Raw genomic sequence first — 21,519 nt, forward strand, 5'->3', positions numbered from 1 at the left:
CGATATCGCGTCCGGTACGCTTCCCGCTGCTTGCGGTGCAATCAATTCCCGGCAAGAACCGGGGATGATGATTTCGCTCCACCGCTTCTTCACCGCCCTCGCCGCCCTCCTCCTCGCCGCGCTGCCCGGCGTCGGCGTGGCCGATCCCGGCGACATTGCCGCGGCGAGCAGGGGCGTGGTGCGGGTCGTGCTGATCCAGTACGATGGTGGCTCGGCGCGGCTGGTGAGCCACGGCACGGGCTTTGCAATCGCGCCCGATCTCGTGGTGACCAATGCCCATGTCGTCGAGGACTTGCGCGGCAGCGACGGGATCGTGGCGGGCGTGGTCCCCTCCGAAGGGCGCGGCGGCTTTGGCGCGACGATCGCCGCCTATTCGCCTCAGCGCGATCTCGCCCTGCTCAAGCTGAAGCAGGGCGCTGCGCTCAATGCCCTCACGCTGTTCTCGGGCGCGCCGACGGATGGCGAGGAAGTCTACGCAGCGGGCTATCCCGGCAATGTCGACATGGCCGAGGGGCTTTCGATGGGTGACCTCGTCAGCCCGCAGGTTGCGGTGAAGACGCGCGGCTATGTCTCGGCAGGGCGCTCCTCGCGCGCATTCGACACGATCCTGCACACGGCGCCGATCGGATCGGGCAATTCGGGCGGGCCGCTGCTCGATGCTTGCGGGCGGGTGCTCGGCGTCAACAGCTTCGGCACGGTGAGCGAGAACACCACCGATTCGGCATTCTACTTCGCGATCTCGACGCGCGAGCTTTCCGCATTCCTGCAGGAGGCCGGGGTGAGCCCGCATGCGAGCGGCGCGCCCTGCACCTCGCTCGCCGATCTGGCGCGCGCGGATGCGGCTCGCGGGGCCGAGGATCAGGCGCGGCTGGCGGCCGCGGCAGAAGCGCGCAAGGCGGCGCAGGCGGACTTGGCCACCAGGGCCCAGCACGATGCAGAGTTGCAGATTCTCGCCGAGCGCGACAATGATCTGGCGCTGGCGGCAGTGCTGCTGGTGGCAGCCGTGGCCGCCGGCGCGGCAGCCTTTGCCTTCAATCAGCGCGGCAAGCGGCGCGAGCTGAAGTTCGCTGGCGGCGCGGCCGGGGTGCTGGCGCTCGCGGCGGTCGGCGTCTGGCTGCTGCGTCCGCCGCTCAGCCTCATCGACGAGCGCGCCAAGGACATCATCGCCGAGAACAAGGCCAAGGCCGAGGCGAGCCCCGCCGCCGATGCCAGCACCAGCGTGCCGGAAGGCCCGCAAAAGCTGGTCTGCGTGCTGGATCCGCAGCGCAGCCGCGTGACCGTCTCCGACATCACCGACGTGCCGCTGACCTGGGCTCCGGGCGGCTGCGTCAACGGAAAGACCCAGTATGGCCTCGCCGGCGACGGCTGGAGCCGGGTGCTTGTGCCGCAGGGTGAGGCGACCGTGTCGATCACGCGGTTCGATCCGGACCGGCGCGAGTACACGGTCGAGCGCTATCTGATGGGGCTCGATGCGATGACTGCCCTGCGCGAGGCCCGCACCAAGCTCAAGGCCCCGGCCTGCGGCGTGGATGAAGCGACAGCACGCGCGCTGGGCGAGGCGCAGGGGTCGATCCGGGCCCTGCTGCCCGCCGAGCCGAACGAGCGGCTGCGCTACAACTGCAAGCCCGAGCCCTGATCGCGCGGGGCCTCTGACCGGCCGCATGCGCCTGCCTGAAAGGGCTTGGTTTTCACCCTGTCCCGGGAATCGGCATCTGGCATCTTGTCAGGCAGGGACTTGGTTGCTAGGCGCGCCCCCATTGCGGGCCGTCGTGCTTTGTGCGCGGCACCATGGCCCATGCAAGCTACATTTGCGATCCATCCTGGATGAAGGGGACCAAGGCGCGTGGAGATTTCCGGCGGGATTACGGCCAGCTTGGCGGGACGTTACGCGGCCGCGCTCTATGACCTGGCAGGCGAACACGGGGTTGTGACGGCGGTCGAAACCGACCTCGATACCCTCGGCGCGGCAGTGCGCGAATCGGCTGACCTCGCCGCGCTGCTCAAGAACCCCGAAGTTTCGCGCGATGTCGCCGCGAAGACGATCGACGCGGTGGCCGATTACCTCAAGCTCTCGGACCTGACCCGCAAGTTCCTCGGCGTGCTCGCGGCGAACCGCCGCCTCGCCTCGCTGCCCGACGTGGTGCGCGCCTTCACCGCGATCGCCGCTGCCGCGCGCGGCGAAGTGACCGCCGAAGTGACCACCGCGCACCCGCTCGACGAAGCGCAGCTCGCGCAGCTGGCTGACAAGCTCAAGGCCCGCGAGGGTCGTTCCGTCACGGTCAAGGCCCATGTCGATCCGGCTATTCTTGGCGGCCTCGTCGTCAAGATCGGCAGCCGCATGATCGACGGCTCGATCCGCACCCGTCTCAATTCGCTCGCCCAGGCCATGAAGGGCTGACAACTCAGGGCTGAAGCCTCAAAAGTTTTACGAAAGGCGTTTCCATGGAAATCCGCGCAGCTGAAATCTCGAAGGTCATCAAGGACCAGATCGCCAGCTTCGGCACCGAGGCCCAGGTCTCGGAAGTCGGCTCTGTGCTCTCGGTCGGTGACGGTATTGCCCGCATCTACGGTCTCGATCAGGTCCAGGCCGGCGAGATGGTCGAGTTCTCGAACGGGGTTAAGGGCATGGCGCTCAACCTCGAAGCCGACAACGTCGGCGTCGTGATCTTCGGCTCGGACGCCGAGATCAAGGAAGGCGACCAGGTCAAGCGCACCGGCACCATCGTGGACGTCCCCGTCGGCAAGGGCCTGCTCGGCCGCGTGGTCGACGCGCTCGGCAACCCGATCGATGGCAAGGGCCCGATCGTGGACGCCACCCGCACCCGCGTCGAAGTCAAGGCGCCCGGCATCATCCCGCGCAAGTCGGTGCACGAGCCCGTGCAGACCGGCCTCAAGGCGATCGACGCGCTCGTCCCCGTCGGCCGCGGCCAGCGCGAACTGATCATCGGCGACCGCCAGACCGGCAAGACCGCCGTTGCGATCGACACCTTCATCAACCAGAAGGCCGTCAACGCCGGGGATGACGAGAGCAAGAAGCTCTACTGCATCTACGTCGCCGTCGGCCAGAAGCGCTCGACCGTCGCGCAGATCGTCCGCCAGCTCGAAGAGAACGGCGCGATGGAATACTCCATCGTCATCGCCGCGACCGCTTCGGAGCCCGCGCCGCTGCAGTACCTCGCGCCCTACACCGGTGCGACGATGGGCGAGTTCTTCCGCGACAACGGCATGCACGCCGTGATCGTGTACGACGACCTTTCCAAGCAGGCCGTGGCCTATCGCCAGATGTCGCTGCTGCTGCGCCGGCCGCCGGGCCGCGAAGCCTACCCGGGCGACGTGTTCTATCTCCACTCGCGCCTGCTTGAGCGCGCCGCGAAGATGAACGACGAGAACGGCAACGGCTCGCTCACCGCGCTGCCGATCATCGAGACGCAGGCCGGCGACGTTTCGGCCTACATCCCGACCAACGTGATCTCGATCACCGACGGCCAGATCTTCCTGGAAACCGGCCTGTTCTATCAGGGCATCCGTCCGGCCATCAACGTCGGTCTCTCGGTGAGCCGCGTGGGTTCGTCGGCGCAGACCAAGGCGATGAAGAAGGTGGCCGGCTCGATCAAGCTCGAGCTCGCGCAGTACCGCGAAATGGCGGCCTTCGCGCAGTTCGGTTCGGACCTCGACGCCTCGACGCAGAAGCTGCTCAACCGCGGTGCGCGCCTGACCGAGCTGCTCAAGCAGGCGCAGTTCTCGCCGCTGGGCTTCGAAGAGCAGACCTGCGTGATCTTCGCGGGCACCAACGGCTACCTCGACGGTATCCCGGTGAACCGCGTGGGCGAGTATGAGGCCGAGCTGCTGAGCTACCTCCACTCCAGCCACGCCGACCTGCTCAAGCTGATCCGCGACACCAAGGACCTCGGCGACGAGGCCAAGGGCAAGCTCAAGGACGCGCTCGACGCGTTCGGCAAGCAGTTCGCGTAAGGAAGAAAATTGGGACAGTCCCTATTTATCGCTTACGCTTTTTTGGAGTTTTGCACCGGGTCGGAGGGCGATAAATAGGGACTGTCCCTATTTTCTTCCGGCCCCCGCAAGGGACATTCGATGGCCAGCCTTAAGGAACTCAAGGGCCGGATCAACTCGGTCAAGTCGACCCAGAAGATCACCAAGGCCAAGCAGATGGTCGCGGCGGCCAAGCTGCGCAAGGCGCAGACGGCTGCCGAAGCCGCGCGCCCCTATGCCAGCCGCCTCGCTGCGGTGATGGCGAGCCTTGCCGGCAAGGTTGCCGGGCAGGACAGCGCACCGCTGCTGATGCGTGGCACGGGCTCTGATCAGCGCCACCTCCTTGTCGTCGTCAACACCGACAAGGGCCTGTGCGGCGGTCTCAACTCGAACATCGTCAAGGAAGCCAAGCTTCAGGCCCGCGCGCTCGAAGCCGCCGGCAAGACGGTGACGTTCTACCTCGTCGGCAAGAAGGGCCGCGCGCCGCTGAAGCGCGAATTCCCCAATGCCAAGGCCGATGGCTATGACACCAGCATGGTGCGCACGCCCGGTTTCGACGAAGCCAGCGCGATCGCGCACGAGCTGATCGAAATGTTCGCCGCCGGCAAGTTCGACGTCGCGCACCTTGTCGCGCCCAAGTTCAAGTCGGCCCTGCAGCAGGATCCGATCACCGCGCAGCTGATCCCCGTCCCCGCCCCGGCGGCGGCTTCGACCAGCGATGCCGTTGTGGAGTACGAGCCGGGCGAGGAGGAAATCCTCGAGGCTCTGCTGCCGCGTTACGTAACAACGCAGGTCTTCGGCGCGCTGCTGGAGCGTGAAGCCTCCGAACAGGGCGCTTCGATGACCGCGATGGACAACGCCACGCGCAACGCGGGCGAGCTGATCCAGAAGCTGACCATCCAGTACAACCGCAGCCGTCAGGCCGCGATCACGACCGAACTCATCGAAATTATCGCGGGCGCCGAAGCGCTCTAAGAACTTCAAGGCAAGGAACGAACAATGGCCACCGCAGCCGTCCTCAACCAGACCACAACCGGCAAGATCAGCCAGGTCATCGGCGCCGTCGTCGACGTGACTTTCCCCGGCGAACTGCCGGCGATTCTCACCGCGCTGGAAACCGACAACAACGGCAACCGCCTCGTGCTCGAAGTCGCCCAGCACCTCGGCGAGAACACCGTCCGCACGATCGCGATGGACTCGACCGACGGCCTGACCCGCGGCCAGCCGGTGACCAACACCGGCGCGCAGATCTCGGTGCCGGTCGGGCCGATGACGCTGGGTCGCATCCTCAACGTGATCGGCGAGCCGATCGACGAGCGCGGCCCGGTCAACGCGGAAAAGACCGCGCCGATCCACGCCAAGGCCCCGGAATTCATCGACCAGTCGACCGAAGCGGCCATTCTGGTCACCGGCATCAAGGTCATCGACCTCCTCGCGCCTTATGCGCGCGGCGGCAAGATCGGCCTGTTCGGCGGCGCGGGCGTCGGCAAGACCGTGCTCATCCAGGAACTGATCAACAACATCGCCAAGGGCCACGGCGGCGTCTCGGTCTTCGCGGGCGTCGGCGAACGCACCCGCGAGGGTAACGACCTCTACCACGAGTTCCTCGACGCCGGCGTTATCGCCAAGGACGCCGACGGCAACCCGACCCCCGACGGTTCGAAGGTGGCGCTCGTGTTCGGCCAGATGAACGAGCCGCCGGGCGCCCGCGCCCGCGTCGCGCTTTCGGGCCTGACCATGGCCGAATACTTCCGCGACGAGGAAGGCCAGGACGTGCTGTTCTTCGTCGACAACATCTTCCGCTTCACGCAGGCGGGTTCGGAAGTGTCGGCTCTCCTCGGCCGTATTCCTTCGGCGGTGGGCTACCAGCCGACCCTCGCGACCGACATGGGCGCGCTGCAGGAACGCATCACCTCGACCACCAAGGGTTCGATCACCTCGGTTCAGGCGATCTACGTGCCCGCCGACGACTTGACCGACCCGGCGCCGGCTGCCTCGTTCGCGCACCTTGACGCGACGACCACGCTGAACCGCGCGATTTCGGAACTCGGCATCTATCCGGCGGTGGACCCGCTCGACTCGACCAGCCGCGTTCTCACCCCGGCCGTCGTCGGCCAGGAGCACTACGAAACCGCCCGCCGCGTTCAGGAAACCCTGCAGAAGTACAAGTCGCTGCAGGACATCATCGCCATTCTCGGCATGGACGAGCTTTCCGAGGAGGATAAGCTCATTGTTGCTCGTGCGCGGAAAATCCAGCGCTTCCTCTCGCAGCCCTTCCACGTGGCCGAAGTGTTCACCGGCATCTCGGGCAAGTTCGTGCAGGTCGAAGACACCGTCCGCTCGTTCAAGGCGGTGGTTGACGGCGAATACGACCACCTGCCGGAAGCCGCGTTCTACATGGTCGGCGGCATCGACGACGTGATTGCCAAGGCCAAGAAGATGGCTGAAGACGCATAAGGAAAGGCGCCCCGCCGCAAGGCCGGGGCACCTTGATCTCCCCTCCCGCTCGCGGGAGGGGTCGGGGGAGGGCCTGTCGGGCAGCTCTTTCCTGAGATGAACATGCCCTCCCCCAGCCCCTCCCGCTCGCGGGAGGGGAGACTAGAGGCCCTCCTTTGAACGGAGGGGAGTTTGATCATGTCGCTCCACTTCGAACTCGTCACCCCGGCCCGCCTCGTCCGTTCGGAAGAGGTCTTCATGGTCGAAGTCCCCGGCTCGGAAGGCAACTTCGGCGTGCTGGAAGGCCATGCGCCGTTCATGTCGACGATCCAGGACGGCGCGCTGCGCGTCTACCGCACCAATGGCGCGGCGCCTGAAGACATCCGCATCACCGGCGGCTTTGCCGAAGTGAGCGAGAAGGGCCTCACGGTCCTCGCCGAGCACGTCGAGGGCTGATTTCAGCGCCAGGTTCAGCCAAGGGGCCGGTCCGTTTGGGCCGGCCTTTTGCGTTTGGGGGCCTCCCCCTCCCCGTTCGTGTCGAGCGAAGTCGAGACACCATGCGCGGCGCTTGGTGTCTCGACTTCGCTCGACACGAACGGGTTTGGTTTCGTGCGCCCCTTCGTCATTGCGAGCGAAGCGAAGCAATCCAGAGCGTTTGTGCGCGCGGCTCTGGATTGCTTCGTCGCTGCGCTCCTCGCAATGACGTGATTGGGGGCGATGCGGGGCACAGCAAACTTTTTTCGCCATTTCACATAACTGAACTTTTCAGCCTGTTGAAATTGAGGCATGGGAGCGCATCGAGTCCGTACATTCCGGGAGAGCCTTGCATGACCCAGTCCCTCGAAGCCGTGATCGGCGCGCAGCCTGATCTTGTCCATTTCCTGCGCAACCAGCAGCTGGGGCCGAACGTCTATCCCGGCGTGCCATCGGAATACTCCAACTGGCGCGCGGAGCAGTGGGCCTGGGGGCACACGGCGGTGCTCTACAACCAGTCGTACCACATGGTCGATCTGGCGGTTAAGGGTCCGGATGCCTTCGCGATGCTCGAGCATCTCGGCATCAATTCGTTCAAGAACTTCCAGCCCGAACGCGCCAAGCAGTTCGTGCCCGTCACGCCGGACGGCTACGTGATCGGCGACGTAATCCTGTTCTATCTCGACGAGAACCACTTCAACCTCGTCGGCCGCGCGCCGACGATCGAGTGGGTGGAATACCACGCCGCCACCGGCAACTGGAACGTGACCGTGGAGCGCGACGAGCGCTGGGCGATGCGCACCGACGGCAAGCGCAACTCGTGGCGCTTCCAGATCCAGGGCCCGAACGCGATGAAGATCATCGAGAAGGCCACCGGCAAGACCCCGCCCGAACTCAAGTTTTTCCACATGTGCCGCATGACCATCGGCGGCAAGGAAGTGCGCGCGCTGCGCCACGGCATGGCTGGGCAGCCGGGCTTCGAGCTGTTCGGCCCCTGGGAAGACTACGGCGCAGTGCATGCCGCGCTGGTTGAGGCGGGCAAGGAGTTCGGCATGGCGCTGGTCGGCGGCCGGGCCTATTCCTCCAACACGCTGGAATCGGGCTGGATCCCCTCCCCCTTCCCGGCGATTTACACCGGCGAGGCGCTGGCCCCCTATCGCGCGTGGCTGACGGCCAATTCCTATGAGGCGAAGTGCTCGGTGGGCGGCAGCTGGGTGCCCGAGACGGTCGAGGGTTACTACACCACGCCGTGGGATCTGGGTTATGGCCCCTTCATCAAGTTTGACCATGAGTTCATCGGCCGCGCCGCGCTCGAAAAGATGGCCGCCGCAGGAAACCACCGCACCAAGGTAACCCTCGCGCTCGACAACGAGGATGTGATGCGCGTGCAGTCCTCCGCGCTCAGCCAAGGCGAGCGGGCGAAGTTCATGGAATACCCGAGCTCGGTCTATGCGATGCACCCGTTCGATCAGGTGCTCTCCGGTGGCAAGATGGTCGGCCTCTCCACCTGGATCGGCTACACCGCGAACGAGGGCAAGTTCCTCACGCTCGCCATGATGGAACCGGGCTTTGCCGAGACCGGCACCGAAGTGACGCTGCTGTGGGGCGAACCCGATGGCGGCACCAGCAAGCCCACTGTGGAACCGCACGTGCAGACCGAAATCAAGGCGGTCGTGGCGCCCGTGCCCTATGTGGCGGCCGCGCGCGACAACTATGCCGAAGGGTGGCGCACGCGGAAGGCTTGAGGATTGAAGGTTTCTCGCAGAGACGCGAAGGGAAAGGGAGACGCGGAGAAGCGAAGTTGCCTGCGGCGCAGCCGCCTTCATCTCCTCTTCTCTGCGTCTCGCTTCTTCTCTGCGTCTCTGCGTGAACCATTCTCCTTTGAATGCAAAATTAGTTTGTACTACTAACAATATCTGCCAGAATGCCCGCAACGAAAACACGCGAGGATGCCATGGCCGCCAACAACACGATCACTTTCTATGACCTCGCGCTGAGCACGGGCGCGACGATCAGTCCGTTCGTGTGGGCGACGAAATATGCCCTGAAGCACAAGGGCTTCGATCTCGAAGTCGTGCCCGGCGGGTTCACCGGCATTCTGGAACGGACCGGTGGCAAGACCGAGCGCCTGCCCGCGATCGTCGATGATGGGACATGGGTGCTCGATAGCTGGGGGATCGTCGAGTACCTCGACGCCAAGTATCCGGACCGCCCTGCCCTCATCCCGCATCCCTCGGTGGCCGCGACGCTCAAGGCGCTCGATCACTGGTTCTGGAACGCGGCGGTTGGCCCGTGGATGTTCTGCTTCTGCCAGGACTACCGCGATCTCTCGCTGCCGCAGGACCACGAGTACGTCACCCACAGCCGCGAGAAGATGCTCGGGCGAAAGCTGGAAGAGGTGCAGGCTGGCCGAGAGGAACGCCTGCCGAAGATTTCCGCCGCGCTGGAGCCGCTGCGCGCCGCGCTGGGGCAGCATGAGTGGCTGGGCGGCGATACGCCCAACTATGCCGATTACCGCATCCTCGGCGGCATCCTCTTCACCGCCTCGGTGTGCAAGATCCCGGTGCTGGCAGAGGACGATCCGCTGCGCGGCTGGATCGAGCGCTGCCTCGATCTCTACGGCGGGCTGGGCCGCCATCCTGGGCTGTTTCCGCTGTTCGGCCTCACCCAGCGCGAGGGCGATCCGGACCTGTTCAACCGCAATGCCGGCCAGGGCGGGATCTACAAGCGCAACACCGGGCCAGCTTCGACCGCAGCAGAGACGCAGCGGATTACCGAGGGCATGAAAAAGTAAGCTCCCCCTCCGTCAGCCCAGCGCCCCTGCCGCTCGCATTAGTGCCGCCCTCACACGCGCCTCCAGCGCGTCATCGAAGCGGACGGCGGGGACGGCGACGCTGAAGGCGCCGACGAACTGGCCATCGATGCGCGCAGGCACCGCCGTGCCGACAATGCCGACGGTCGCTTCCTCGCGCGCGATGGCGATGCCTTGCGCGGCGATACCAGCAAGATCAGCGCAAAGATCCGCCTCGCTGGTGCGGGTGGCGGGGGTGAACACCGCGCGGGTGGTCTCGGCGAAATAGCGCGCCAGATCGGCTTCGGGCAGCGCGGCGAGGATCACCTTGCCCGAAGCGAGCGCGTGCAGGGGCCGCCTTGTGCCGGGATCGACCGCATAGCGCAGCGCCTGATCGCTGGCCTCGGTGACGATGGCCTCCACCTCCCAGCCGCGCTGGACCATGAACGAGGCGGTCTCGTTAAGCTCGCCCTTCAGCGCGCGGACGAGCGGGGCGACGCGGTCGGCCAGCGGAAGGGCTTCCTGCGGCGCGCGCAGGCGTTCGAGGCCGGGGCCTGCCAGATAGCGCCGCCCTTCCCGCGCCAGATAGCCGCGATCGGCGAGCGTGGTGAGCAGATAGGACAAGCTGCTCACCGGAATGCCGAGCGCACTGGCGATCTCCTGCGCCACCACACCCTGCCGGTGGGCCACGACAAACTCGATCACATCGAGCGTGCGCAGCGCGGACTTGACCGGCGGAGGGGCAGCGGATGAGGCCATCAGGGCGCGAAGGTTAGCGAACCGCGCCGCTCGGCGAAACGCCAACCTTCGTCGGTGCGCACAAACCTGTCGTGGAACGAGCCGACCAATGGCGCGCCGCCACCGGTGAACAGCAGCATGGCGCTGACGCCGCTGGCCTTATCGGGCCCTTCCACGGTGATCACCACATTGCTGCACACGTGCCGCGTGGCGCGCGCCGGGCGGCTCTTGAACGCGGCGAGGATGGCCTCGCGCCCGTGGATCGGCGCGTCGGGCGCGGTGGGGCGAAACATGACCCCATCCTCGGCATAGAGCGCCGCCAATTCATCCCAGCGCGCCTCGTCGTTGAGGTTGGCGTAGAGCGCGATAAGGCGCGCGCAGTCGGCCTCGGCAGCGCGGCGCAAGTCGTCTTTGGCGTCCTCGGTCATACGCGCTCTGCCGCGATATCAGCGCCTTCGCGCAAGTTCCTGAGCTTGCGCCAGGTGACGATGGGATCGATCTTGCCATAGCCCGCGAAGGTGCCGAAGCCGCAATCGGTGCTGCCGACAACACGATCCGGCCCGACGATGGCGGCGAAGCGTTCGATGCGCTGCGCGATCAGTTCGGGATGCTCGATGTAGTTCGAGCAGGTGTCGATCACGCCGGGGGCGAGGATCTTGTCCGAAGGCAGCTTGGCATCTCGCCAGACCTTCCATTCATGCTCGTGCCGCGGATTGGCGGCTTCGAACAGAACGGTCGAGGGGCGCGCTTTCAGCACGATGTCGATCACGCGCTCCAGCGGAATGTCGTGGTCGTGCGGGCCTTCGTAGTTGCCCCAGCACACGTGCATGCGCATCTTTTCGGGCGGGATATTGGCGGTAGCAGCATTGAGCGCCTCGACATTGGCGGCGGCAACCATGAGGAAGTCTTCCTCGCTCATGTCCTGATAGCCGGTGTGGCGGCTCATCGCGAGATCGGGGCAATCGAGCTGGAGATAGAAGCCCGCGTTCACGATGGTCTCGTATTCCTCGCGCATCGCATCGGCGAGATCGGCGAGATAGGCCTCGTGGCTCGGGTAGTGGCGGTTGACCTGGAAAGCGGTGATGAGGCCCGGCGAGGCGGCGTTCATGAAGGCTTCGGTATCGGGCGCTGCATGCGCATCGAGCGCGGCGCGGAAGCGGCGGATATCGTCATGCAGCGGCTGGAGCGAGACGAGTCGCACATCGCCGATGCACGAGGCGCGGACGAACTCCTGACTTCCCATGATCGCCGAGAGCTTCTTGGCAAGGTTCGGCACTTCGGCAAGGTCTGCCGCGGGCTTGCGATCGATATGGCCGCCAAAACCGGACAGTCGCTCGATCATGTAGGTCGAGTAGCCGACCTTGCCGAGCTCGCCATCCGAGACGACCGAAACGCCGGCTTCGACCTGCGCCTTGACGGCGGCATCGACAGCACTGGCCACCACCGTGTCGAAGGCCTCAGCATCATAGGCCTCGCCCTTGTCGCGCGCGAGGAGCAGCGGGGTGAGTTCGTCTCCGCGCGGCAGGCTGCCAACGTGGGAAGTCTTGATCTTGGCCATCACACACCCCTTGAGTTCATACTTGTGAACTTTTCATAGTGGATGGGACGGCGGTGGCAAGCATGAGTTCGGCCCAATCGTCCTCCACGCGCGCCTAGCCGCGCTCCTCGAGAGGATCGGCGGGCACCCGTTTCGCATAGTCGAACACCGCAAGTTGGCGGCGCAGCGGCGCGGTGCGAACGCCTTCGGCGGCGAGATGTGCGGCCTGCGCTTCGGTGCCGCCGGGGTACTTGGGATTGAGGAAGCCGCCCTTCCTGAGCACGCGCCACCACGGGGTGAGCTCGTCCTCCGGCACTCCCATGGTGCGGCGTTCCTCGGCAGCGCGGGCGCTCATGTTGAGGAAGATGGCGGTAGAGACCGGGCAGGCCACCGCCACCGCGTGGCGCCGCGCGAGAGCGGCGCGCAGATCGTCGAGCGTGATGACCTCGCCCGGCCGGAGCTGCCGGACCAGTGCATCGATTTCGGCGGGCGAGGATATCACCATCGCGCCGCCGGCCGCTTCGCGAAAGCCCGGGGCGCCGGGCGGGATCATGTGCACGATGTGCGGCTGTCGGCCGCTTTCCAGATGGTCGATCGCGGATTTGCGCTTGGCCATTGTTGCCTCCTTTCCTTGCGGCGCCATCGCTAGCGCGTCCGCTGGTGGCGGGGAATAAGACGGGTTTGATCCCGTTTCGTTCGCAGATCACGCGCCGCTCGGGCTAGTCCCGCTCCTCACCGGGGCGGCGGCCGGTCATCCGCAGGTAGAAGCGCGAGAAGTAGGACGGATCATCGAAGCCGAGCTCGCCCGCCACCTGCGTAGCGGTCGCATTGGTGTAGCGCAGCAGGCGCCGGGCTTCGAGCGCGAGGCGGCGGTGGATGAGGTCCATTGGCGAGCAGCCGAGCTGCGCCGCGGTGAGGCGCGAGAGCGTGCGGCGGGTGAGGCCGAGCGCGCCGGCATAGAAATCGAGATCGCGGTGCTGGCGGTAGTGCAGCTCGATCAGCTGGCGGAAGCGGGTCAGGCGCTGGTCGTCGCGCGGGGACTCCGCTGCCCCGGCCTCGTCTCGCCCCAGCGTGCGGATCAGGCTTTCGGCAAGCGCGAGGAACAGCGGGTCCTGCTGCTGCCACTCCTGTTGCAGCACCAGCATCTCACGCGCGAGCCACAGCGCGCGGGCGGCCGCTTCGGCCGAGAGATGCGCGATGCCGCCGCGCGCGAGCATGGTCAGCAGCGGGTCTCCGGCCCCGACGGCGCGTGTGGAAAAGTCCGTGGACAAAGTGAGGACAAACCCGCGCGTGCCCTGCCTGAAGCGGAAACCGTGGACCGCAGCGGCGGGGACGATGACGCGCCCCGGCCCTTCCAGCCCGGTGGCATCGCCCTCCAGCGTCACACTGGCATGTCCCTCCTCTACCAGCAGGACCTGCACGAAGTGATCGTGGCGATGGATCCCGATTTCCCAATCGTGCAGGGCACTACGCTCTGCAATTGTTTCGATATGGGCAAAGCCGCCGGGAGCGGAAGCCTGCCCTTCACCATAGAGCGCGTAACGGGGGATCGCCTCTGCCATGTCCCGAAAGTACCACGAGTTTGTCCTTGCCCTGTCTTTCGTCCATTCGTCCCGCCTGTCAAATGACGAAATATGACCCGCCATGGCAGCGGACGGTTGGGGAGACAGGATCATGCACACTCAAGTCGCCATTATCGGCGCAGGCCCTGCGGGCCTGCTCCTGGGCCATCTGCTAAAGGCAGAGGGGATCGACTGTGTGGTGATCGAACGCCAGACGCCGGACTATGTGCTTTCGCGCATCCGGGCCGGGGTGCTGGAGCAGGTGACCGTAGGGCTGATGGAGCGGCTCGGGCTCGATGCGCGGCTGAAGGCCGAAGGGCTGGTCGAGGAAGGCTTCAATCTGGCCGATGGCGAGCGGCTGATCCGCATCGATGTGGCCAAGTTCACCGGCAAGACAGTGACGGTCTACGGCCAGACCGAAATCACCCGCGATCTGATGGATGCGGCACCGGCGCGCGGGCTCGAGGTGATCTATGGCGCCGAGAATGTCGCGCTCCACGATATCGAGGGCGATGCGCCTTCGGTCACGTTCCGCCGCGATGGCCGCGAGGAGCGGCTGACGGCGCGCTTCATCGCCGGGTGCGACGGGTTCCACGGCCCCTCGCGCAAGGCGATCCCGGCAAGCGTGGGCCGCGAGTACGAGCGGGTCTATCCCTTCGGCTGGCTGGGCATTCTGGCCGATGTGCCGCCGTGCAATCATGAACTGATCTACGCCAACCACGAGCGCGGCTTTGCCCTCGCCTCGATGCGCAGTCACACCCGCAGCCGCTATTACGTCGATGTGCCGCTGACCGAAAAGATCGAGGACTGGAGCGACGACCGGCTGTGGGACGAACTCGCCGTGCGGCTGGGGCCCGAGGCGGCGGCGAACATGACCCGCGGCCCTGCCATCGAGAAGTCGATCGCCCCCTTGCGCTCCTATGTGTTCGAGCCGATGCGCCATGGCAGCCTGCTGCTCTGCGGCGATGCCGCGCATATTGTGCCGCCGACAGGCGCCAAGGGCCTGAATCTGGCCGCCAGCGACGTCCATTATGCTGCCGAGGCGCTGTGCGGCTATTTCAAGCATGCGGACAACGATGCAGTGGCGGCCTATTCGGCACGCGCGCTGGCGCGGGTGTGGAAGTCCGAGCGCTTCAGCTGGACGCTGACCAAGCTGATGCACCGCTTCCCCGAGGACGGCCCCTTCGAGCGCGCGATGCAGGTGGCCGAACTCGACTACATCGCATCGAGCGACGCGGCGCAGGCGAGCATTGCCGAGAACTATGTGGGGCTGCCAGTCTGACTCTGCGCCGGCCTGCCCACCCCCGACCCCTCCCGCACGCGGGAGGGGTGGTACTGAAACTCTCCCCCCTCCCGCTTGCGGGAGGGGTTCGGGGTGGGCCAATGCGCTGCACTGTCATATCGTCACAGTGCCGTCATAGTAAGGCGACAAGGAGCGGTTCATAGAACCGGACGCTGCAGGGGTCCGGGTGGGAACCGGCTTCGATGCGGCAGATCGATATCCTTCTTACCAATGCGCTGCCCGGTGGGCAGGACAGCTTCGTGCACGGCGACCTGAAGGTGTTGTTCCACCGCTGGAACTGGTCCGCGCCGCTGCCGCTGCTTGATGGCAGCCCCTGGGCGTTCGTCGACTGGCTGCTGCCCGAGCTTTCGGGGCTGGAGCTGTGCCGCCGCCTGCGCTGCGATCCGCAGACCGAGGCCGCCCACATCACGCTGGTGCTCGAGGAAGACGATGCCGATGCCCGGCGCCGCGCGCTGCGGGCCGGGGCGGACGATTACATTCTCGGCCCGATCGACCGCGCCTCGGTGCTCGACCGGGTGCTTTCGGTGCAATTGCCCGAGCACGAAGTACCTGCGCGCGCGCTCAAGCTGGGCGAGCTCTCGCTTGACCTGACGGCACTGCAGGCGCGCTTTCGCGACAAGCCGGTGCCGCTGATGCCCAACGAGTTGCGGCTGCTGCGCTATCTGATGGAACAACCCGGCCACGTCTTCAGCCGCGCGCAGCTCATCGCGGCGCTGGGCAAGAAGGAACAGCCGATCGACGAGCGCACCGTCGATGCCTGGGTCAGCCGCCTGCGCCGCGCGCTGCGTGAGGCAGGCGCCGGCTATCCGCTGCGCACCGTGCGTTCGCTGGGATATGTGCTGGATCGGCCCTGAAAGCGAAAGCCCCGGCTTCCTGACTGGAAACCGGGGCCTTGCAGTTTACAGATCGTGGCCGAGCTTGATGCCGAACACTTGCGGCTTGATCGGGTAGTAGCGCGCCGCAGCACCACAGATTGACGGGGTGCAGACCGTGTTGATGCTGAGGATACCGCGCTTGTCGAAAGCGTTCTCGATGAAGGCCGAGATATCGAAGCCCGAGACCTTGGCGCCCACGGAGAAGTCGAACGTCTCGAAGCCTCTGGTGCGGCCAAGCAGGTCTGCTTCACGCGTCGTGAGGTACGAGCGCGTGCCCGACTGGTGGTTGAGCGTGCCCTGAACGAAGGCCTTGGCCTTGCCCAGTTCGAACTCGTAGCGCGCGGTCATGTTGCCCTTGAACCGCGGCTGGACCGGCAGCGGCGTACCCCTGGGCGCGGCGACGACGCCAAGCGTGCAATCCGGGTTGCCGTTGGTGTCGAACGAGCAGAAATCGGTCGTCAGCTTGCCGTCGATCAGCGCCCCCGAGCCAGACAGGTTCAACCCGCCAAGCCGCAAGTTGAAGTCCATTTCCGCACCGTAGACCCGCGCATTGCCGGCGTTGTAGATATTGGTCACGCCAGCGGAACCGACCGGGGCGAGGCCGTACTGCAGGTTCTTCCACTCTTCATAGAACAGCGCGCCGTTAAGCCGCAACTTGCGGTCGAACCACGAGGTCTTGAAGCCCAGCTCGTAGTTGTTGAGCGTATCAGCAACGTAGGGATTGACGTTGGGGCGGCGGTTGTTGCCGCCGGGGCGGTAGCCCGTCGAGTACGTCGCGTAGACCAGCCGGTCCGGATCGATCTTCCACGTGAGGTTGACGCGGTGGGTTTGGCTGGTCTGCTTGGCCTGGCGGTCGAAGTTGTTGCAGACACGATCATCGGCAACCACGGGGATGCAGTTCGCCGCGGTGGTGTTCGACCTGAAGCCGGAGAAGCCGACGAAGGTGTTGTTGTAGCGGAACACGCGGACACCGCCCGCGAGCGTGAGCGAGGGCGTGATGTCGAACGAGCCGTCGATGAAGGCAGCATAGTCGCGGTCGACGCGGTAGGCGCGCGTGGCGAAAAGGTCGTCGCCCGCCTTGGGCACCGCCGGCGAGTTCGGAATGGCTGCAAGGCCGTTGATGTAGTAGTCCGCCACGATGCGGTCGGTCTGGCGCTGGTAGAACACGCCTGCCGCCACCTTGTAGCGCTCGCCCGCAGGCGATGAGATCCGCAGTTCGTGGCTCTGCTTGGTCAGGGCGTCGTGACCGTGAACCTGCTGGGTGGGATCGAGGAAGCCGCCATTGCCGGTCGGGAAGTAGGTGTAGTAGCCACCCTGGAACTGGTCATAGGCGACCGAATATTCCGAATAGTCGCTCAGGTTGTCGATCTTGCGGTCGAAGTAGCCGCCCGCATAGGTCAGGTCCCAGTTACCGATCTTGCCGTTGATCGTCATCGTCGCGAGCACCCAGTCGTCGCGATTGCGCGAGGGGCCGAAATCGGTGACCTTGAGATCGCCGATGCGCGGATCGAACAGGAACGAACCGCGCGTGGTCTGGTGCTGATAGATCACGGCAGGCTCGATCGTCCAGCTGTCGTCAAGATCGACCTTGAGCGCAGCGCGGCCGCCGACCGTGTCGGTGGTGTTGACGTTGTCCTTGACGAACTTCGCGTTGTTGACCGTCACGTTGGTAGCCGGGTTGTCATCCCCCAGCGTGAAGGTGCGCGTGCCCGGCACGCTGTCGATATAGCCGCCATCGCGCTGGTAGAAGCCGACGACGCGCAGCGCCGCGCGATCGCTCAGCGGGATATTGACGAAGCCTTCGATGCTGCCGCCGCCGGTGCCCTTGCCGACCTTGGTGCCCGAAACATCGATGCGGCCCGAGAATTCCTTGGTATCGGGCTTGGCAGGAATGATGCGCAGCGTGCCGGCGAGCGAGCTCGAACCGAACAGCGTGCCCTGCGGACCCGAAAGCGCCTCGACGCGGGCGATATCGTAGACGTGGAGGTCAACCGCGTTGCCGATGGTCGTGACGGGAACTTCGTCGAGATAGAGCGCCGCCGTCGGCTGCGAACCGCCGCGCAGACCGTCGCCGCCGCTGGTGATGCCGCGGAAGGACAGCTGCGTCTGGCCCGGGCCGAACGACTGGAAGCTGACGCTGGGCAGCGCCTTGGCGTAGTCGTCGAAGCTGGCGACGTTGAGCTGCTCGAGCTTCTGGGTGCCGAAGGCCTGGATCGAGATCGGCACGTTCTGCAGGTTTTCGCTGCGCTTCTGCGCGGTCACGATGATCTCGGTGCCATCGGAGGCGGCAGTGGCTTCGCCGGCGGCCTGCGGGCTGTCCTGCGGTGCGGACTGTGCAAGCGCCACGGGTGCTGCGAACGCCGCGGTCGCCATGAGAATGCTGCGCGAAACGCGCGTGTACGCCGTCTTCATATTATTCTCTCACCTTCTTGGTCCCCCAAGGACGGCGGCGACCGTGGTCCGACTTGGCGATGATTTCAACAGTGTTTCAGAGATGTTGCGCCAAGCGCCGGTATGCGTGGCCGATTTGCAACGTAATATTACCCGGCGCGCTTACCACCCCTGCGGTGCGGCAGGATAGGCGGTGAGCACCTCGCCGAGCGCGGACTTGAGCGGATCGAGGAAGGGCTCGAACGGCTTCCACGCTTCGGTGCCTTCGCGGAAAATCGGGCGGCGGACCTGCTCGGAGCTGGGCGTGCGCACGGCACGCTCGGTTTCGTAGAAGGAAAGGCACGCGGGCTCGAACGGCAGACCGCAGGCGCTGAGCAGCGCGCGCACTTCGGTCTCGGTATCATCGACCATGCGTTCGTAGATCACGCGGTGCACCTTCCCCGGCATGACGCGGTCGACATGCGCCATCAGGCGGACATAGTCGCGGTAATAGGCGCCCATATCCTCCAGCGAATAGGAAAAGCCCTGCCCGCGCGCGAAATGCTGCTTGAAGTTGGAAAAGCAGCACGAAAGCGGATGGCGCCGCGCGTCGATAATCTTCGCATTGGGCAGGATCAGCCGGATGAAGGGCACATAGAGCCAGTTGTTCGGCAGCTTGTCGATGAACAGCGGGCGCGCCGTATGGCGCTGGACGCGGGTGCGTTCGAGATATTGCTCGCCCAGATCGCGCAGCTTCGCCGGGTCGATGCTGGCAAGGTCCTGCGGGTAACTCTCGAGGCTGCGGGCAAGAATGCCGATATCGGGGAGCTCGCTGGTGCCTTCGACCTGACTATGGCTGGAAAGGATCTGCTCGACCAGCGTGGACCCCGCGCGGGGCATGCCGAGCACGAAGATCGGATCCGGCGCGGGGCAGCCTGCACCAGCCTGGCGCGCAAAGAGTTCCGGCGCGGCGACGGCAATGGCAGCATCGACCGCAGCGGTGGTGTCCGCCGCCTTGTAAGCGAGGCGCTTCTTCCGCAGCGCATTGCCCGCAGCATAATGCGCAAACGCGGTTTCCGCTTCCCCCGGATTCCCCTTGATGCGGTCCTCGTGCGCCTTGCCGAGCGCGAAATCGAGGTGCCAGCGGTTCTCATCCGCGACGTTCCCGTCAGCCAGAGCGGCACGCATGGCAGCCATATCCTCGTCCGAAAAGCGCACGGTCTTGAGGTTGGCGAGGCTCCACCAGACTTCGCCGAGGCCCGGCTGGATCGCCAGCGCGCGGCGATAGGCGGCGATGCCTTCCTCAAGCCGCCCGACCGTCTTGAGCAGATGGCCATAGCTCATCCAGACCTTGGGCTGGTTCGGTACATCCTTCAGCACGCGGGCATAGAGCGCGAGCGCCTCGTCGAATTCACCGATGCGGCCATAGGCGGCAGCCTGCAGATTGGCATTGCTGAGGTTGTCGGGATCCTCGGTGGTAACCTGCGCCAGCTCTTCCAGCGCTTCCGTCACGCGTTCGGTGCGATAGAGCACGAGCGCGAGATTGGCGCGCGCCGGGGTGAAATCGGGGGCAAGCTCGATCGCGCGGCGCAGCAGGTTTTCGGCATCCTGATAGCGCCCGATGCGCCCCGCAAGTTCGGCAAACAGGCGGATCGCGCGCACATCGAAGGGGTTATCCTTGAGCAGCGCGCGCAGCAGCGGCTCGGCCTCGTGCAGCACATTGGCGTTCATCGCCATGGCGGCGCGGACGAGGCGGGGATCGTAGCTGACGACGGAGTTGGGTTGGCTGGCCATTGCGCGCGCAACAAACACGGGTGACGCGGCGCGATCAAGCGTTACTCTGCATGTTCGACACATGCGCTCCCTTGCCCCGTGCGTGTCGAGCGAAGTCGAGACACGGGTGCGCGGTGTCTCGACTTCGCTCGACACGAACGGAGCGGGGGTGAGAACGGAGGGATTTTCTTGAACAAACCCCGCGGCCTCAATTTCTGGATGGTGCTGGCCCTGTGCGTGGGCAACATGGTGGGCTCCGGCATCTATCTGCTGCCCGCGACGCTGGCGCCGCTCGGCACCAACCAGCTGCTGGGCTGGATGGTGACGATTGCCGGTGCGACCGCACTGGCTGCCGCCTTTGCGCGGATGGGCGCGCGCCTGCCGGGCTCGGGCGGGCCTTATGCCTATGTGCAGGCAGCATTCGGGCCGTTTGCCGGGTTTGCGACGGCGTGGAGCTATTGGGTCATGCTCTGGGCCGGCAACGGCGCAATCGCGGTGGCGGTGGTGAGCAACCTCAGCCTCGTGGTGCCGTGGATCGGCAAGACGCCGGGGGTGCCGGCGGTGCTGGCGGTCGCCTGCGTGTGGGGGATGACCTGGCTCAACATTCGCGGGGTACGCGCGGCGGGGGCGTTTTCAGTGGTGACGACCGCGCTCAAGCTCATGCCGCTGGTGCTGCTGATTGCGCTGGCGCTGTGGTTTGCGGCGAGCGGCCTGCCGCGCGTGGCGCCAGCGGAAGTATCCATCGCGCCGGGGGCCATCGCGACGGCTGCGGGGCTGACATTCTGGGGCTTCCTCGGGCTCGAATCCGCGACAGTGCCCGCCGGCAAAGTGGAGAACGCCGCGCGCGTGGTGCCGCTTGCCACGATCATCGGCGTGCTGCTGACGGGCGCGGTCTATTTCGGGATCAGCGTGGCGTTCTGGGCCTATATGCCCGCGGCCGAAGCGGCGGCCTCCCCTGCCCCGGTGGCGGATTTTCTCGGTCGCACCTTTGGCGGCAACATGGCCTCGGTGGTGGCGGTGTTCGCCGCGATCAGCGCGTTCGGGACCTTGAACGGCTTCATCCTGCTGCAGGGCGAGATGCCGCAGGCGATGGCGCGCGGCGGGGTATTTCCGGCCTGGTTCGCCAAGGATGGCGCGCGGGGAACCCCGGTGCGCGCGCATGTCGTGTCTTCGCTCCTGTTGAGCGCGGTGACCTTGCTCAACTATGGGCGGGGCCTTGGCGACTTGTTCCAGTTCATCGCCTCGGTAAGCCTTGCAGCGGGAATGCTCGCCTATTTCATGAGCATGCTGGCGGCGATCCGCCTGCTTCCCGAAGAGCGCGGGCTTGTCCTGCTGGCGCTGGGCGGCGCGGCGTTCATCGGCTGGGCGACATGGGGCCTCGGCGCAAGCGCAGTGGGCTATGGCCTGGGCCTCGTGCTGGCGGGCGTGCCGGTCTACCTCGTGGTGCGCGGGGCGAAACAGGCAGCACCTGCGTGAAGGCGCGCTGGTGGAAGCGGCTGTGGCTGCGGTATCTCTACTACTGCAAGGAGCACTGGATCATCGCCGGCACGCTGACGCTGTGGGCGCTCTGGCTGCTCGTGCAGGTGGGCATCCAGCTTTTGCCGGTGGTGCTGGAGTTCCTGTTTGAACTGGTGATGTTGCTGATTGTGGCAGCCTAGAGCCTGTCCCCC

General features: G+C 65.8%; 19 protein-coding genes. 12 read left to right on the forward strand and 7 right to left on the reverse strand.

Annotation, left to right across the window (positions count from 1 at the left end; genetic code table 11):
- Positions 1-64 precede the first annotated feature (64 nt).
- From K5Q19_RS07135 to K5Q19_RS07170, 8 genes are all read left to right on the forward strand, one after another.
- Positions 65-1,636, forward strand: coding sequence for a serine protease (locus K5Q19_RS07135; RefSeq protein ID WP_292942694.1), 1,572 nt, complete (start codon positions 65-67; stop codon positions 1,634-1,636).
- A gap of 207 nt (positions 1,637-1,843) precedes the next feature.
- Complete coding sequence (locus K5Q19_RS07140) at positions 1,844-2,398, forward strand: F0F1 ATP synthase subunit delta (RefSeq protein ID WP_292942697.1); 555 nt, start codon at positions 1,844-1,846, stop codon at positions 2,396-2,398.
- A 44-nt stretch (positions 2,399-2,442) separates the two neighbouring features.
- Positions 2,443-3,972 (forward strand): F0F1 ATP synthase subunit alpha, encoded by a 1,530-nt coding sequence (gene atpA / locus K5Q19_RS07145; RefSeq protein WP_292942700.1) that lies wholly within the window; start codon positions 2,443-2,445, stop codon positions 3,970-3,972.
- A gap of 120 nt (positions 3,973-4,092) precedes the next feature.
- Positions 4,093-4,965, forward strand: coding sequence for a F0F1 ATP synthase subunit gamma (locus K5Q19_RS07150; protein WP_292942703.1), 873 nt, complete (start codon positions 4,093-4,095; stop codon positions 4,963-4,965).
- A 24-nt stretch (positions 4,966-4,989) separates the two neighbouring features.
- Positions 4,990-6,447, forward strand: coding sequence for a F0F1 ATP synthase subunit beta (gene atpD, locus K5Q19_RS07155; protein WP_292942706.1), 1,458 nt, complete (start codon positions 4,990-4,992; stop codon positions 6,445-6,447).
- Positions 6,448-6,624: 177 nt separating this feature from the next.
- A complete protein-coding gene (locus K5Q19_RS07160; RefSeq protein ID WP_054121972.1) occupies positions 6,625-6,882 on the forward strand; it encodes an ATP synthase F1 subunit epsilon in 258 nt (85 codons plus the stop codon).
- A gap of 371 nt (positions 6,883-7,253) precedes the next feature.
- A complete protein-coding gene (locus K5Q19_RS07165) occupies positions 7,254-8,645 on the forward strand; it encodes an aminomethyl transferase family protein (RefSeq protein ID WP_292942714.1) in 1,392 nt (463 codons plus the stop codon).
- A gap of 179 nt (positions 8,646-8,824) precedes the next feature.
- Positions 8,825-9,694, forward strand: coding sequence for a beta-etherase (locus K5Q19_RS07170; RefSeq protein WP_292942717.1), 870 nt, complete (start codon positions 8,825-8,827; stop codon positions 9,692-9,694).
- A 12-nt stretch (positions 9,695-9,706) separates the two neighbouring features.
- On the opposite strand, the gene K5Q19_RS07175 is transcribed toward K5Q19_RS07170, so the two are convergent.
- The 5 genes from K5Q19_RS07175 to K5Q19_RS07195 all read right to left on the reverse strand — a co-directional run bounded on the left by K5Q19_RS07175 (position 9,707) and on the right by K5Q19_RS07195 (position 13,528).
- Positions 9,707-10,450: an IclR family transcriptional regulator gene (locus K5Q19_RS07175; protein WP_292942720.1), complete on the reverse strand. Its 744-nt coding sequence runs from the start codon at positions 10,448-10,450 to the stop codon at positions 9,707-9,709.
- Entirely contained in the window at positions 10,450-10,857 is a 408-nt protein-coding gene (locus tag K5Q19_RS07180; protein WP_292942723.1) for a nuclear transport factor 2 family protein, read from the reverse strand. Before K5Q19_RS07180 ends, K5Q19_RS07175 begins: the two co-directional genes overlap by 1 nt.
- On the reverse strand, positions 10,854-11,987 hold the full coding sequence (locus K5Q19_RS07185; protein WP_292942725.1) for a cobalamin-independent methionine synthase II family protein: 1,134 nt from the start codon (positions 11,985-11,987) through the stop codon (positions 10,854-10,856). Before K5Q19_RS07185 ends, K5Q19_RS07180 begins: the two co-directional genes overlap by 4 nt.
- Before the next feature lie 94 nt (positions 11,988-12,081).
- Positions 12,082-12,582, reverse strand: coding sequence for an MGMT family protein (locus tag K5Q19_RS07190; RefSeq protein ID WP_292942728.1), 501 nt, complete (start codon positions 12,580-12,582; stop codon positions 12,082-12,084).
- A gap of 103 nt (positions 12,583-12,685) precedes the next feature.
- On the reverse strand, positions 12,686-13,528 hold the full coding sequence (locus tag K5Q19_RS07195; protein WP_292942730.1) for a helix-turn-helix domain-containing protein: 843 nt from the start codon (positions 13,526-13,528) through the stop codon (positions 12,686-12,688).
- Positions 13,529-13,640: 112 nt separating this feature from the next.
- On the opposite strand from K5Q19_RS07195, the gene pobA reads away from it, so the two are divergent.
- Together pobA and K5Q19_RS07205 are read left to right on the forward strand one after the other, a co-directional pair.
- Positions 13,641-14,810 (forward strand): 4-hydroxybenzoate 3-monooxygenase, encoded by a 1,170-nt coding sequence (gene pobA / locus K5Q19_RS07200; RefSeq protein ID WP_292942732.1) that lies wholly within the window; start codon positions 13,641-13,643, stop codon positions 14,808-14,810.
- Between the two features lie 203 nt (positions 14,811-15,013).
- Positions 15,014-15,685 carry a response regulator transcription factor gene (locus tag K5Q19_RS07205; protein WP_292942735.1) on the forward strand — a complete coding sequence of 224 codons (672 nt, stop codon included), beginning with the start codon at positions 15,014-15,016 and terminating at the stop codon, positions 15,683-15,685.
- A gap of 45 nt (positions 15,686-15,730) precedes the next feature.
- Here the strand turns inward: K5Q19_RS07205 and K5Q19_RS07210 are convergent, their stop codons facing one another.
- Both K5Q19_RS07210 and K5Q19_RS07215 read right to left on the reverse strand, forming a co-directional pair.
- Positions 15,731-18,118, reverse strand: a complete 2,388-nt coding sequence (locus K5Q19_RS07210; RefSeq protein WP_292942738.1) for a TonB-dependent receptor — start codon at positions 18,116-18,118, stop codon at positions 15,731-15,733.
- Positions 18,119-18,259: 141 nt separating this feature from the next.
- On the reverse strand, positions 18,260-19,870 hold the full coding sequence (locus K5Q19_RS07215) for a tetratricopeptide repeat-containing sulfotransferase family protein (RefSeq protein ID WP_292942741.1): 1,611 nt from the start codon (positions 19,868-19,870) through the stop codon (positions 18,260-18,262).
- Between the two features lie 168 nt (positions 19,871-20,038).
- Here K5Q19_RS07215 and K5Q19_RS07220 point away from each other — a divergent pair, with 168 nt between their 5' ends.
- Together K5Q19_RS07220 and K5Q19_RS07225 are read left to right on the forward strand one after the other, a co-directional pair.
- Positions 20,039-21,325, forward strand: a complete 1,287-nt coding sequence (locus K5Q19_RS07220; protein WP_292942744.1) for an amino acid permease — start codon at positions 20,039-20,041, stop codon at positions 21,323-21,325.
- On the forward strand, positions 21,322-21,507 hold the full coding sequence (locus K5Q19_RS07225) for a hypothetical protein (protein ID WP_292942746.1): 186 nt from the start codon (positions 21,322-21,324) through the stop codon (positions 21,505-21,507). Before K5Q19_RS07220 ends, K5Q19_RS07225 begins: the two co-directional genes overlap by 4 nt.
- The last annotated feature ends 12 nt before the right edge of the window (positions 21,508-21,519 follow it).

The sequence above is a fragment of the Novosphingobium sp. genome, assembly GCF_019748365.1.
In the GTDB taxonomy this organism is placed as follows: domain Bacteria; phylum Pseudomonadota; class Alphaproteobacteria; order Sphingomonadales; family Sphingomonadaceae; genus Novosphingobium.

Coding starts and splice junctions, on each gene's coding strand:
- K5Q19_RS07180 (WP_292942723.1), bottom strand. CDS start 10,857: ATGACCGAGGACGCCAAAGACGACTTGCGCCGCGCTGCCGAGGCCGAC.
- atpA (WP_292942700.1), top strand. CDS start 2,443: ATGGAAATCCGCGCAGCTGAAATCTCGAAGGTCATCAAGGACCAGATC.
- K5Q19_RS07185 (WP_292942725.1), bottom strand. CDS start 11,987: ATGGCCAAGATCAAGACTTCCCACGTTGGCAGCCTGCCGCGCGGAGAC.
- K5Q19_RS07205 (WP_292942735.1), top strand. CDS start 15,014: ATGCGGCAGATCGATATCCTTCTTACCAATGCGCTGCCCGGTGGGCAG.
- atpD (WP_292942706.1), top strand. CDS start 4,990: ATGGCCACCGCAGCCGTCCTCAACCAGACCACAACCGGCAAGATCAGC.
- K5Q19_RS07135 (WP_292942694.1), top strand. CDS start 65: ATGATGATTTCGCTCCACCGCTTCTTCACCGCCCTCGCCGCCCTCCTC.
- K5Q19_RS07190 (WP_292942728.1), bottom strand. CDS start 12,582: ATGGCCAAGCGCAAATCCGCGATCGACCATCTGGAAAGCGGCCGACAG.
- K5Q19_RS07150 (WP_292942703.1), top strand. CDS start 4,093: ATGGCCAGCCTTAAGGAACTCAAGGGCCGGATCAACTCGGTCAAGTCG.
- K5Q19_RS07215 (WP_292942741.1), bottom strand. CDS start 19,870: ATGGCCAGCCAACCCAACTCCGTCGTCAGCTACGATCCCCGCCTCGTC.
- K5Q19_RS07160 (WP_054121972.1), top strand. CDS start 6,625: ATGTCGCTCCACTTCGAACTCGTCACCCCGGCCCGCCTCGTCCGTTCG.
- K5Q19_RS07170 (WP_292942717.1), top strand. CDS start 8,825: ATGCCCGCAACGAAAACACGCGAGGATGCCATGGCCGCCAACAACACG.
- K5Q19_RS07165 (WP_292942714.1), top strand. CDS start 7,254: ATGACCCAGTCCCTCGAAGCCGTGATCGGCGCGCAGCCTGATCTTGTC.
- K5Q19_RS07195 (WP_292942730.1), bottom strand. CDS start 13,528: ATGGCAGAGGCGATCCCCCGTTACGCGCTCTATGGTGAAGGGCAGGCT.
- K5Q19_RS07210 (WP_292942738.1), bottom strand. CDS start 18,118: ATGAAGACGGCGTACACGCGCGTTTCGCGCAGCATTCTCATGGCGACC.
- pobA (WP_292942732.1), top strand. CDS start 13,641: ATGCACACTCAAGTCGCCATTATCGGCGCAGGCCCTGCGGGCCTGCTC.
- K5Q19_RS07175 (WP_292942720.1), bottom strand. CDS start 10,450: ATGGCCTCATCCGCTGCCCCTCCGCCGGTCAAGTCCGCGCTGCGCACG.